The organism is Nocardioides potassii (genome assembly GCF_021648885.1).
GTDB classification, from domain to species: domain Bacteria; phylum Actinomycetota; class Actinomycetes; order Propionibacteriales; family Nocardioidaceae; genus Nocardioides; species Nocardioides potassii.
On the sequence record NZ_JAKJHZ010000007.1, the window covers coordinates 150,001 to 161,854 of the forward strand.

16 protein-coding genes are annotated in these 11,854 nt (G+C 73.3%); all 16 read right to left on the minus strand.

What is annotated here, in order from left to right; all coding sequences use genetic code 11:
- The 16 genes from L2K70_RS11515 to fliS all read right to left on the minus strand — a co-directional run bounded on the left by L2K70_RS11515 (position 1) and on the right by fliS (position 11,846).
- The gene (locus tag L2K70_RS11515) at positions 1–771 is read right to left on the minus strand and encodes a motility protein A (RefSeq protein WP_236401997.1); all 771 of its coding nucleotides are present in this window, start codon (positions 769–771) and stop codon (positions 1–3) included.
- A complete protein-coding gene (locus tag L2K70_RS11520) occupies positions 771–1,046 on the minus strand; it encodes a flagellar FlbD family protein (RefSeq protein ID WP_236401998.1) in 276 nt (91 codons plus the stop codon). The genes L2K70_RS11515 and L2K70_RS11520 overlap by 1 nt, the downstream gene beginning before the upstream one ends.
- 116 nt (positions 1,047–1,162) lie before the next feature.
- Entirely contained in the window at positions 1,163–2,002 is an 840-nt protein-coding gene (locus tag L2K70_RS11525) for a flagellar hook-basal body complex protein (protein ID WP_236402000.1), read from the minus strand.
- Between the two features lie 24 nt (positions 2,003–2,026).
- Positions 2,027–2,503 (minus strand): flagellar hook assembly protein FlgD, encoded by a 477-nt coding sequence (locus L2K70_RS11530; protein WP_236402002.1) that lies wholly within the window; start codon positions 2,501–2,503, stop codon positions 2,027–2,029.
- A 9-nt stretch (positions 2,504–2,512) separates the two neighbouring features.
- Complete coding sequence (locus L2K70_RS11535) at positions 2,513–3,880, minus strand: flagellar hook-length control protein FliK (protein ID WP_236402004.1); 1,368 nt, start codon at positions 3,878–3,880, stop codon at positions 2,513–2,515.
- The gene (locus L2K70_RS11540; protein WP_236402006.1) at positions 3,877–4,860 is read right to left on the minus strand and encodes a transglycosylase SLT domain-containing protein; all 984 of its coding nucleotides are present in this window, start codon (positions 4,858–4,860) and stop codon (positions 3,877–3,879) included. Before L2K70_RS11540 ends, L2K70_RS11535 begins: the two co-directional genes overlap by 4 nt.
- A complete protein-coding gene (locus L2K70_RS11545; protein ID WP_236402008.1) occupies positions 4,857–5,327 on the minus strand; it encodes a flagellar FliJ family protein in 471 nt (156 codons plus the stop codon). Before L2K70_RS11545 ends, L2K70_RS11540 begins: the two co-directional genes overlap by 4 nt.
- Positions 5,327–6,628 carry a FliI/YscN family ATPase gene (locus tag L2K70_RS11550; protein WP_236402010.1) on the minus strand — a complete coding sequence of 434 codons (1,302 nt, stop codon included), beginning with the start codon at positions 6,626–6,628 and terminating at the stop codon, positions 5,327–5,329. The genes L2K70_RS11545 and L2K70_RS11550 overlap by 1 nt, the downstream gene beginning before the upstream one ends.
- Entirely contained in the window at positions 6,625–7,203 is a 579-nt protein-coding gene (locus L2K70_RS11555; RefSeq protein ID WP_236402012.1) for a FliH/SctL family protein, read from the minus strand. The genes L2K70_RS11550 and L2K70_RS11555 overlap by 4 nt, the downstream gene beginning before the upstream one ends.
- Before the next feature lie 4 nt (positions 7,204–7,207).
- Complete coding sequence (fliG, locus tag L2K70_RS11560) at positions 7,208–8,218, minus strand: flagellar motor switch protein FliG (protein WP_236402021.1); 1,011 nt, start codon at positions 8,216–8,218, stop codon at positions 7,208–7,210.
- Positions 8,218–9,825, minus strand: coding sequence for a flagellar basal-body MS-ring/collar protein FliF (gene fliF / locus L2K70_RS11565; RefSeq protein ID WP_236402031.1), 1,608 nt, complete (start codon positions 9,823–9,825; stop codon positions 8,218–8,220). The genes fliG and fliF overlap by 1 nt, the downstream gene beginning before the upstream one ends.
- Positions 9,822–10,139, minus strand: a complete 318-nt coding sequence (gene fliE / locus L2K70_RS11570) for a flagellar hook-basal body complex protein FliE (RefSeq protein ID WP_236402033.1) — start codon at positions 10,137–10,139, stop codon at positions 9,822–9,824. The genes fliF and fliE overlap by 4 nt, the downstream gene beginning before the upstream one ends.
- Positions 10,139–10,531, minus strand: a complete 393-nt coding sequence (locus L2K70_RS11575; protein WP_236402035.1) for a flagellar basal body rod protein FlgC — start codon at positions 10,529–10,531, stop codon at positions 10,139–10,141. Before L2K70_RS11575 ends, fliE begins: the two co-directional genes overlap by 1 nt.
- A complete protein-coding gene (locus L2K70_RS11580) occupies positions 10,531–10,890 on the minus strand; it encodes a flagellar basal body rod protein FlgB (protein WP_236402044.1) in 360 nt (119 codons plus the stop codon). The genes L2K70_RS11575 and L2K70_RS11580 overlap by 1 nt, the downstream gene beginning before the upstream one ends.
- A 207-nt stretch (positions 10,891–11,097) precedes the next feature.
- A complete protein-coding gene (locus L2K70_RS11585; protein ID WP_236402046.1) occupies positions 11,098–11,466 on the minus strand; it encodes a hypothetical protein in 369 nt (122 codons plus the stop codon).
- Positions 11,463–11,846, minus strand: a complete 384-nt coding sequence (fliS, locus tag L2K70_RS11590) for a flagellar export chaperone FliS (RefSeq protein WP_236402061.1) — start codon at positions 11,844–11,846, stop codon at positions 11,463–11,465. The genes L2K70_RS11585 and fliS overlap by 4 nt, the downstream gene beginning before the upstream one ends.
- Positions 11,847–11,854 lie beyond the last annotated feature (8 nt).

An 11,854-nucleotide genomic window follows, 5' to 3' on the forward strand; every position in this document is an offset into this window, starting at 1 on the left:
TCAGGCCGCCTTCGCGGCGGGCTGCTCGCCGGCGGGCAGGAGCGAGGACAGCTTCTGGGCGATGACGCGCGGGTTCGCGCCGGCCTGGATGGCAGCCACGCCCTCGATGACCAGCTCCATGCGGGCCGCCTCGAGCTCGGTGAGGCGCTTCAGCCGGTTGCCGATGGGCAGCCAGATGACGTTGGCGGACATCACGCCCCACAGGGTCGCGATGAAGGCCGCGGCGATGAGGTGGCCGAGCTCCTCGGGCTGGGCCAGGTTCTCCAGGACGTGCACCAGTCCCATGACCGTGCCGATGATGCCGATGGTCGGCGCGTAGGCTCCGGCGTCGGCGAAGAACTTCGCCGAGTGCTTGCCCTGCGCCTTGGTCGCGTAGACCTCGGCCTCGAGGATCTCGCGCACCTCCTCGGGGTCGGTGCCGTCGATGGCGAGGGTGACGCCCTTGACCAGGAACGGGTCGTCGACCGTCTTCAGCTCGTCCTCCAGGGCCAGGAGCCCCTCGCGGCGCGCGCGCTCGGCGAGCGCGACGATCATCGGGACGACCTCGCCCGCCGGGCGCACGCCGCCGGCGAAGGCGGTCTTGAGCGAACCGAGGGCGTGCTTGGCGTCGGCGATCGTCCCGCCGGCCAGGGTCACCATCATCGTGGTGCCGAAGACGAGCAGCATCGGGGCGATGAGCATCAGGCTCATCGGGTTGCCGCCCTCCATGATCTGGGAGACGAAGATGATGACGAGGCCGACGACGATGCCGATCGCGGTTGCCGGGTCCATCAGGCCTCTCCCTCGACGTCGCGGCGGGTCGACACCGCGGTGAGGTGCGCGCGGTGGGACGACGAGGGGGCCTCCACGCCGCCGATGCCGCTCGCGGCGATGATGCCGCTGCGCCAGGCGCGTACCTCGTCGACGACCTCGAGGAGGTCCTCGGCCACCACGTACTTCTTGCCGTCGACGAGGGTGACCACCGTGTCGGGCGTGCTGTCGAGTCGCTCGATCAGGTCGGCGTTCAGGACGAACGCGGTCCCCGAGAGTCGGGTCAGCAAGATCATGTCAGTGCACCATCCCTGTGCTTGGACGCGAGGCCCGTCCGTGGGCCTCTTCCGGTAGTTCGGCCGCCGGTCCCCCGACCTGAGGGGAACCGGCGGCCTGGACGCCGACCGGTCGGTCAGCGCTTGATGTTGACGAGCTCCTCGAGGACCTGGTCGGACGTGGTGATCACGCGCGAGCTGGCCTGGAACCCCCGCTGGGCGAGGATGAGGTTGGTGAACTCGGCGGCGAGGTCGACGTTCGACATCTCGAGGGTGCCGACCATGAGGGACCCGCGGGTCCCCTGACCGGCGACGCCGAGGTCGGGGGCGCCGGAGTTGGAGGTGGCGCGGAACGCCGTCTCGCCGACCCGCTCGAGACCGGCCGGGTTGGTGAAGTCGGCGACGGCCACAATGGCGATGTCGCGCTGCACGTCGTCGGAGAAGGTGCCGCGCAGGACCCCGTCCGCGCCGATGGAGTACGACGTCATCTCGACGCCCGCCGGGAGGGTCGCGGCGAGGGAGTCGAGGTTGATGTCGATCAACGTGCCACCGGCGTCGCCCGGGGCGTACCCCTGCACCTTCTTGCCGGTGGACGAGACGAGGTTGCCCGCCTCGTCCCACGTGAAGGCACCGGCGCGGGTGTAGACGCGCTCGGCACCCGAGCCGAGGATGAACATCCCGTCGCCCTGGATCATCAGGTCCGTGGGTGCGCCGGTGGCCTGCGCCGAGCCCTGGTTGAAGTTGCCGCGGGTGGCGGCCACCTGGACGCCGAGGCCCACCTGGAGGGGGTTCGTGCCGCCCGTGGTGGGGGTCGCGGCACCGGCGCCGCGCATGACCTGGCTGAGGGTGTCCTGGAAGACGGTCGTGGTCGACTTGAAGCCGACGGTGTTGGCGTTGGCGATGTTGTTGCCGGTGACGTCGAGCATCGTCTGGTTGGCGCGCAGGCCGCTGATGCCGGAGAAGAGTGAGCGGAGCATGGTGGATCCTTTCGATGACGGCCCTCAGGCCGCGGGAGTGGTCGAGCCGGTGGTCGGGGGCGGGGTGACCGGGGTGGTCGTGCCCACCGAGAGGAGCTGGGCGAGCGGGACCTGGGCTCCGTCGATGTCGAAGACGGGTCCCTCGGCGCCGAAGGTGACGCCGCCGATCGAGCCGGTGTGCGTGGTGGCGCCGTCGGCGTCGATCCACGAGACCTGCTGACCGACCATGGCGCCGGCGCCGAAGGCCATCTGGGTGCCGAGCAGGGCACCGACGCGGTCGGAGACGTCCTGCATCTTCTCCAGCGAGGTGAACTGCGCGGACTGGGCGAGGAACTCGCCGGAGTCCGCCGGGTTCAACGGGTCCTGGTAGCGCAGCTGCGCCACCATCAGCTCGAGGAACATCTGCTTGTCCTTCGAGGTCCCCGACGTGGTCGAGGGCGTCGGGAACGCGGTGGTCGTGCCGGTCGTGCCGGTCATGGCTTCGTTGGCCGAGATCGTCACGTGTCCTCCTCACATGGTCAGGTCGACACCCGGGCGGGCGACGCTGACCGGTTGGGGACGCAGCGGGTCCGCTGCGTCGGTGAGGCCGTCCCTGGCTCCTGCTCCACCACGCGTCCGTGCGTGCTGGTCCTGCTGTCCGCCGTCGCCGCGCGACGACTCGGCGCCGCCTCCGCCACGAGGGTCGTACGTCATGTCGGGCGAGCCCCCTGCGGAGTCGCCGGTGCCGGCCTGCTGGCCGGCGAGGTCGCGCACCACGACGCGGGCGTCGGACGCGCCGGCGAGCTCGAGGACGCGGCGCAGCTCGGGCGCCCCGTCGGCGAGGGCGCGGGCCGCGTCGTCTCCGCTGGTGAGATGCACCCGGACCGCGCCGTCGCGCACGGTGAGGGTCACCCGCACCTCGCCGAGGGCCTCGGGCTGCAGCCGCATGGTCAGCCGGTGCACCCCGTTTCCACGCGAGACCAGGCGCGTCACCTCGGGCGTCAGCTGCGCGACCGGGGTGGGTGCGGCGCCGGTGGTCGCGGCCGGACGGTGCGCGGCGGCGGAGGGCGATGGCGCCTGCGTGGCGAGGAGGTGGGGACTGCCCGGCTGACCGGGTTCGGGAGCGGGCCCCGGGGCGGCGCTCGCGGTGGGCACAGGCGCGTCGGGCGCTGCGGCGTCGGGCGCAGGAGCGCTCGGGGCCGGCCCGCCCGACAGGTCGGTGGGCTGCTCGTCCGTGCCGCGGTCGTGTCCGGGCGACGGACGACTGGGGCCTCCCGGCGTCGCCTCGACGTGTGCCGGGGTGGCGGGGGTGGCGGGCATGGCCGGAGTCGCGGCCTTGTCAGCGGGGGTGGCTCGCATCGCCGGGGTGGCCGGCGTGGCAGGTGCGGCCGGGCCGGCCGGTGTACCCGGCGTGGCCGGAGTGGCGGGCGTCGCTGCTGCCCGGTCGACCACGGGGGCGGCGGGTCCGGCGTCGGCTGCGGCCGTGGCGGGGGGCGTGGACGTGGCGACGACGTCGGGCACGACTGCGAGGGCGGCGAGCCCGGCGGCGAGCGGGTCGATGGCGGTCGCGCCGGACTCGCGAGATGCGTCGGTGGACGGATCGGTGGACGGATCGGTGGACGGATCGGTGGACGGATCGGTGGACGGATCGGTGGATGGACCGGTGGACTCGGTCTCGTCGGAGCCCTCCGGGCTGGTGCCTGTCGCTGGCCCCGCGGATTCCGGCGCGGCGGACGCGGCCAGCAGGCCGGCCACCAGGGCGGCGAACGCGTCGCCCGGGGCCGCCTGTCCGGACGCCGCCGTCGTCCCGGCGACGTCCGCGCCGGTGAGCGGGACGGGGGTGGGGACAGTGGTCGGGACGGGTCCGGGGACGCCGGTCGGCACCGGGGCGATGGTCATCGGGGCTCCTGCGACGTGGGGTGGAGGTCGGACATGATCGAGGCGACGTAGTCCTGGGTCTCGGGGTAGGGCGGGACGCCGTCGTAGCGCAGGACGGCACCGGGACCGGCGTTGTAGGCGGCGAGGGCGAGCTCGACCGAGCCGAACCGCCCGATCAGGTCATCGAGCAGCCGGGCGGCCCCGTCGACGGACTGGACGGGGTCGAACGGGTCCTGCACACCCAGGCCACGGGCGGTGCCCGGCATCAGCTGCATGAGGCCGCGCGCACCGGCCGGGCTCACGGCGCCCGGGTCGAAGCCGGACTCCTGGCGCGCCACCGCGGCGAGCAGAGCCGGGTCGACGCCGTGCGCGGCCCCGGCGGCGCGGAACACGTCGGCGTACGGCGTGCCGGCGGGCACGGTGCCCCCGGTGGTGCGCGCGGACGGGAGGGAGGTGGGGGCGTACGTCGTGGCGGACGCGGGGTCGGGGAGCACGCGCCGGATGTAGTCGGGGGGCGTGGTGACCTTGACGATCTGGACGTAGCCACCGGGCCGCGGCGCCTCGATCATCCGGCCGTCGCCGAGGTAGATGGCGATGTGGTCGGCGCCGTCGTTGCGGCTGGAGTTGTCCCACGCGATCAGGTCGCCGGGGCGCGCCTGGTCCATGCTGGGCACGGCCGTGCCGGCACGGGCCTGGTCGGCGGACAGGCGCGGCAGGTCGATGCCGAAGGACCCGTAGACCGTCTGCACGAGCCCGGAGCAGTCGACACCGCGCTGCGGGTCGGTGCCGCCCCACACGTAGGGCAGGCCGACCAGCTCGAGGGCCTTGAGCGAGACCTGCTCGCCAGTCACGCGGGTGGTGGCGCCGGTGGGCGACGTCGTACGGCTGAGGACGTCCGAGAAGCCGCCGGCACCTGTCACCGAGGACGAGGTCGAGGCGGGGAGCATGGCCAGCTGGGCCTGGATCTGGGAGATCCGGGCGGTGACGTCGGTGATGCTCATGGCGTCCCACCCGTCGTGGGAGCCGCCGGTCGGCCGCGGAGCCACCGCGCGGCGGTGAGGTCGTCGACCTCGACCCGCTCCCGGCGCGCGCGCTCGGCGCGTCGCTGCTCGGCTCGTCGCTCGAGCAGGAGCTCGACGGCGGCCAGGCGGGTGCGGTCGTGCTGCCAGTGCTCGCGAGCCGCGACGGTCACCGTCTCCGCCGTGGCGAGCGCGGCCCGGGAGGCGCTGACCTCCAGCGCGAGACCGGCGGCGAAGGTGCGCGCCGAGGCGAAGGTGGCGGCGTCGCACTGCTCGGGGTCGCGGCTGGCGGCCAGCTGTGCGCTCGTGGCGTGGAGGCGACGGTCCGCCTCGCGCTCGTCCGCGGCGGCACGGGACAGACCGAGCCGGCTGTCCTGCTCGCGCACGCCGCGCACGCGGGCGACGGCGTTCATCCCGGCGTCGGGATCGTGGTCGGAGGTGCGCGCCATCAGGCCACCAGCTCGTGCAGCAGGCGCCAGGTGTCGGCGAGGTCGGTGGACTCGTCCATGTCCTGGCGCAGGAAGGCATCGATGGCGGGCATCCGGGCGAGCGCGACGTCGGCGTCGGGGTCGGCGCCGCGGACGTACGCCCCGATCTCGACGAGCTCACGCACCGAGCGGTGCGCGGCCAGCAGCCGGCGGAGCCTGGTCGCGTCGGCGCGCTGCTGCGGGTCCGTCACGGCACGGGTCACGCGGGAGATCGACTCGAGCACGTCGATGCTGGGGAAGTGGCCGGCGGTCGCGAGCCGGCGCGAGAGCACGACGTGGCCGTCGAGGATGGATCGCGCGGTGTCGCCGATCGGGTCCTGCATGTCGTCGCCCTCCACCAGCACGGTGTAGAGGCCGGTGATGCTGCCGTTCGCCGAGGTGCCGGCGCGCTCGAGCAGCTGCGGGAGCAGGGTGAAGACACTCGGCGGGTAGCCACGGGTGGCGGGCGGCTCGCCGGCCGAGAGGCCGATCTCGCGCTGGGCCATCGCGACACGGGTGAGGCTGTCCATCATCAGCACGACGTGCTTGCTCGCGTCGCGGAAGTGCTCGGCGATGCGCGTGGCCACGCCCGCGGCACGCAGCCGTTCGACGGGCGGCGCGTCCGAGGTGGCGACCACGACGACCGAACGGGCGAGACCCTCGGGACCGAGGTCGTTCTCGATGAACTCGCGCACCTCGCGGCCGCGCTCGCCCACGAGCGCGATCACGGAGATCTCGGCGTCGGTGCCGCGTGCGACCATCGACAGGAGGCTCGACTTGCCGACGCCGGAGCCGGCCATGATGCCGATGCGCTGGCCGCTCCCGCACGGGGTCAGGGCGTCGAGGGCACGCACCCCGAGACCGACCTGGTGGTCGATCGGCGGCCGGCTCAGCGCGGCGGGCGGGGTGCGGGAGACCTCCACCTTCGGGAGGTGGTCGAGCCCCGGTCCGCCGTCCACCGGGCGACCGAGGCCGTCGAGCACGCGCCCGCGCAGCTCGTCGCCCACCGGCACGAGGAGCGGCCCGCCCGTGGGCCGTACGACGTCGCCGACCCGCAGGCCGGTGGTGCTGCCCAGCGGGAGGCAGGTCAGGCCGGTCGGGTCGCTGGCCGCGACCTCGGCGAGCACGGTGCTGGCACCGTCGACCGCGAGCAGGTCGCCGACGGCGGCGGACAGCCCGGTGACGCGGATCCTGAGGCCGAGCACCTCGGCCACCAGGCCGAGACGCTGCGGTGCCACGGCAGCGAACGCACTCGCGGCGAGGTCGGCGGTCAGGGTGGTCATCGCAGCACCTCCGCCAGCCGGGACAACGCCTCGTCGACGCGCAGGTCGACGACGTGGTCCTCGGCGTGCGCGATCGCGTCGCCGCGCCCCAGGGTGGGGTCGGCCACGACGACGACCCCCTGCTCGCGCAGGTCACCCGCCACGGCGGCCACGTCCGGGTGCAACCGCACCGAGACCACGGCGTGCTCGGGCAGGAGGCCCAGGACGCGGTCGAGGACGACGTCGTGGGCCGGCTCGGTGGCACCGACCAGGCTGCGGGTGAGCTCGACCACCAGCGCGGTGGCCTGCTCGTCGACGCGGCGGCACGACGCGGCGAAGCGCTCGTGCGCTTCCCGGGCCGCGGCACGCAGCGCGGCGACGGCGTCGGCGACCTCGGCGTCGCGGCGGGCCTCGCGCAGCGCAGCGGCGCGGGCACGCTCGTCCGCCTCGGCGCGGGCTGCCGCCTCGGCCTCGCGGCGGCCCTGGGCCCAGCCCACGGCGTAGCCCTGGGCCTGGGCCGACTCGTGCGTGGCCTCGATCGTGCGCAGCTCGGGGAGCCGCACCGTGGCGAGCTCGGGCATCGGAGCCGTTCGCATGGCCTCAGTCGACAAACTCATCGTCGCCTCCCCGGCGGATCACGACCTCGCCGCGCTCCTCCATCGTCCGGATCGTGGCGATGACGGCCTGCTGGGCCTCCTCGACCTGGGTGAGGCGGACCGGTCCGAGGATCTCGATCTCCTCGAGCACGTTCTCCGCGGCACGCTCGGACAGGTTGTTGGTGATCTTGTCCCGCACCGGCACCGGGACGCCCTTGAGCGCGAGGGCGAGGACCGCCCCGTCCACCTGGCGCAGCACCTGCTGCACGTCCCGGTCGGAGAGCCCGACGACGTCCTCGAACACGAACATCCGGCTGCGGACCTCCTCGGCGAGCGCGGAGTCCAGCGACTGCAGGCCCTCGACGATCTGGCGCTCGGTCGAGCGGTCGGCGCGGTTGATGATGTCGACCAGCGGGCCGAGGCCGCCGACGCGGGAGGAGTTGCTCGGCTGCAGCACGGAGGCGAGCCGGAGCTCGAGCAGGTTCTCGACGACGCGGACGGCCTCGGGGTTCGCGCGGTCCATCACGGCGATCCGGTGGGCGACCTCGGCCTGCAGGTCCTGCGCGAGGCCGGAGAGCACGAGCGAGGCCTTCTCCGCGGTCATGTGGGCGAGCACGATCGCGATCACCTGCGGGTGCTCCTCGCGGATGAAGGAGCGCAGCTGGGAGGGGTCGGCCCGGGCGAGGAACTGGAACGGCAGCTGGACCGCCCGCGCGTGCAGGCGCTGGAGCGCCTCCTCGGCCCGCTCGTCGCCGAGCGAGCGCTGCAACAGGTCGCGAGCCAGGTCCATGCCGCCCTGCAGCATGTGCTGGCGGGCACCGAGGAGCGCGCCGAACTCCCCCATCACCGTCTCGGTCTCGCGCGCCTCGACGGAGGCGAGCTGGGCGATCTCGGCCGACACGGCCTCGATCTCCTCGTCGCTCATGTGGGCCATCACGTCGGCCGCGAGCTCCTTGCCGAGGCGCACCAGCACGATGGCGGCCTTGCGGACGCCGTGCCCGGTCATCACTGCCATCAGGGACGCTCCACCAGCCAGCCGCGGAGCAGGCCGGCGACCTCGTCGGGCTGCCGCTCGACGAGCGCGACGAGCTCGTCGTGCATCTCGTCCAGCGCGTCCGGAACTGGCGCGACGGCCAGCGCGGTGGGCGCGTCGTCCAGGAGGGGCGCGGCCTGCAGGGCGGCACGGGCGGCCTGCTCCTGGCGCAGCTGCTCGACGACGTACGACGTGGCGTCCACGCGGGCCTTGGCGTTGCGACGCGAGCGGAGCCACGCGAGCAGCACGAGGAGGAGCACCAGCCCACCGAGCACGCCGTTGCGGATCCACCCGTTGCGCTGGGCACTCGCCTCGTCGGCGGCGGCGGCCTTGAGCGCTGCAGCGTCCGCGTCGGCGAGCGTGGTGTCGAAGGGCAGGGTCGTGGTCTCGATCGTGTCCCCGCGCTTGGGGTCGATGCCGATGGCCGAGGAGATGATCGAGTCGATCACGGTCGGGTCGACGGCGACCTTCGAGTTGGTGTCGAGGACGACCGCCGCGTGCAGTGACTTCACCGACCCGGGAGCGGTCTCGGACTGCTGCACGACCTTGTCGACCCCGTTCTCGCGCACGGTCGAGGAGTTGCTGTAGCTGCCGTCGGTGCTCGTGGTGCCCGTGGCTCCGGTGCCGGTCTCGAGCTGGGTGTCCGGGCCGACGACGCCGCTCGCGGTGCCGGGCGCACCGGTGCCGGAGTAGACCTCCTCCTGCAGCGACTCGGAGAGCACCGGGGCCTTCTTGCGGCCGTACGTCGTGGTCTCGGTGCTGGTCTTGTCGAAGTCGAGGACCGCGGTCACCTGGACCGAGGAGTGGCCGGGGCCGACCACGCGGTCGAGCATCGCCTGGGCCTTGGCCGCGAGCTGGTCCTGGTACTCACGCTGCTGCTCGTTCTGGCTGCTCGCGGTGCCACTGCCGTCGGCGCTGCCGTCGGACAGCACGCGACCCGAGGAGTCCGCGACCGTGACCTTGCTGGGGTCGAGGCCGTCGATGCTGGAGGCGACGAGGTGGACGATCGCCTGCACCTGGTCCTGGGTCAGCTCGACGCCGGCGTGGGTGGCGACCAGCACCGAGGCGGTCGCGGGGTCCTGCTCGTCGGCGAAGACCTGCTTCGGCGGCAGCGCGAGGTGGACCACGGCGGTGTCGACCCCGTCGATCGCCTCGATGGTGGTGGCGAGCTCGCCCTCCATCGCGCGCTTGAAGTCGGTCTGCTCCTTGAACTGCGAGGTCGAGATGTCCTGGCCGTCGAGCAGCGAGTAGCCGGTGCTCCCGCTGCTGCTGGAGGGGATGCCCTCCCCGCTGAGCGAGATGCGGGTCGCGTAGACCTGGTCGCGCGGGACGGAGATGGTGCCGCCGCCGGCGCCGATCTCGTAGGGGATGCCGTCGGCGTCGAGCTGCTCCACGACGGCCGAGGCGTCCTCGGCGGACAGGTTGGAGTAGAGCGGCGCGTAGGACGGGGCGGAGGCCCAGCGGAAGACCATGAACGCCGCGAGCAGCAGCGCACCGGTGCCGACGACGGCCACCACCTTCTGGCCCGCCGAGAACTGCGAGAACGTCTGACGGTGACGCTCGAGCGAGCGTGTGATCCCGGACCTCATCCGACCTGCATCCTCATGATCTCCGAGAAGGCCTCGATGGCCTTGTTGCGCACCGCGACGGTGAGCTTGGTGGCGACGTCGGCCTCAGTGGCGGCGAGCGTGTAGTCGTGGATGTTGGGCAGCGTGCCGGAGGCCGCACGCACCGCGAGGGTGTCCGCGGTGTCCTGGACGTTCTCGAGGCGCTCGATGCCGTTGAGGACCATGCTGCCGAAGTCCCCGCCGGCCGCGGGTGCCGCCGCCGTCGGCGGTCGCGTGACGGCCGGGGCAGCGAGCGGCACGAAGCCGCTGACGGACTCGATCCCTCCGATGCTCATCAGCGCTGGCCGATCGAGAGGGCCGCGCCGTACGTGTCCTGCGCGGTCTTGGTGACCTGCACCGAGGCCTGGAAGCCGCGCTGCGCCTGGACGAGCGAGGTCATCTGCACCGACATGTCCATGGCGGGCATGCGGACCATGCCGTCGGCGTCGGCGAGCGGGTGGTCGGGCGAGTAGGTGAGGATCCCGGCCGCGTCGCCCTCCTCGATCCGGGTGACGTCGACGCCACCGGACGGCAGGGAGCTCGCCACCACCATCTGGGCCTGGAACGCGTTCTCGCTGGTGGCGCGCACCGTGTTGGCGTTGGCGATGTTGTGGGCGAGCGCGTCGAGCCAGGTCTGGTGCATGCCCAGGCTGCTGTTGGCGATGCGCAGCATGTCGAAGGCGCCCATCAGAAGGAGCCCGCCGCGGTCGTGACGAGGGCGAAGTGGTCGGACACCGCGCGGCTCATCATCTGGTACTGGAACTGGGACTGCACCGCCGACAGCGACTCCTGGCGCAGGTCGACGTTGTTGCCGTCGGCACCGGCCGGCGCGTTGGTGGCCTGCGTCACCGGGGCGATGCCCGAGGCGGGCATCACGCCCCGCTGGAGAGCCGCGGACAGGGACGTCTCGAAGTCCACGCTGCGCGCACGGAAGCCGGGGGTGTCGACGTTCGCGATGTTGTCGGCGATCACGTTCTGCCGGGTCGCGAGGCCGTCGAGCGCCGTGGTGAGCACGGAGGTGACGGCGTCGGGCATGCCGAGGGACACGGGGCCTCCTGCAGGAGAAAGCGGTGCCGGTCCGTCGGCGAAGGGGTGAGCAGTCCGTGCTCCCCCTCTGCATCGGCGTCCTTGCCCGGACCTTGAGGAGATCTGGATGATCTCTTCGAGCCGTCACGCGGGGTCGGGACCACTGGTCCTCACGTCACCACCCGGACGGGCCATGCCGGCACCACCCGGTCGGTCGCGGCCCGTGGCTCAGGCCGACACGTCGACGTACGACGACGCCTGCGCACGGTGCTGCGGGCCGAGCCGCCTGGTCCGGGCGAGGTCGTCGCGCGACTGCTCGAGGGCCGACTCGAGCCGCACGCGCACCACGGCCTGGCGCTGCAGGAGGTGCCGGGCGCGGGCGACGAGCTCGGCAGGCACGGGACCCTCGAGGGGGGGCGGCGCCCACGGCTCGAGGACCTCCGGCTCCGCGTCCGCGGTGGCAGCCGGGTCCGGGGAGGTCGCGAGCCGCTCGACGACGTCGACCATCTGCTCGAGGTGGGTGATCGCCTCCTCCCACGTCACCGGGACGGTGCCGGAGCCGGCGCTCTGCTCGCGCGCGGGAGGGCGCCCGGTCACGACGCCGCGACTGCGGTCTCGGCGGCCGCCTCGCGCCACGCCGCGCCGAGGCCTTCGACGAGCTCGAGGCAGTGGGCGGTCTTCTCCACGTCGCGGTCCACGTTGGCCCGCACCAGGTGGACCAGCAGGTGCGAGTAGAGGCTGCTGAGCGCCGGGCCGCCGGCCCAGAGCTCGGGACGCAGCGAGGACTGCAGGTGCGCGACGATCTCCTGGGCGTGCAGGAGGTTCGAGTGCGCGCTGGCGTGGTCGGCGCCCTCCTGCGCGGCGAGCGCGCGACGGCAGTCGAGCGCGAGCCGGTCGTAGAGCATGACGAGCAGGCGCGCAGGGCTCGCGGTCTCGACGGACGCCTGCAGGTAGGCGCCGGGGTTCGGGTAGCTCATGGGAGTGT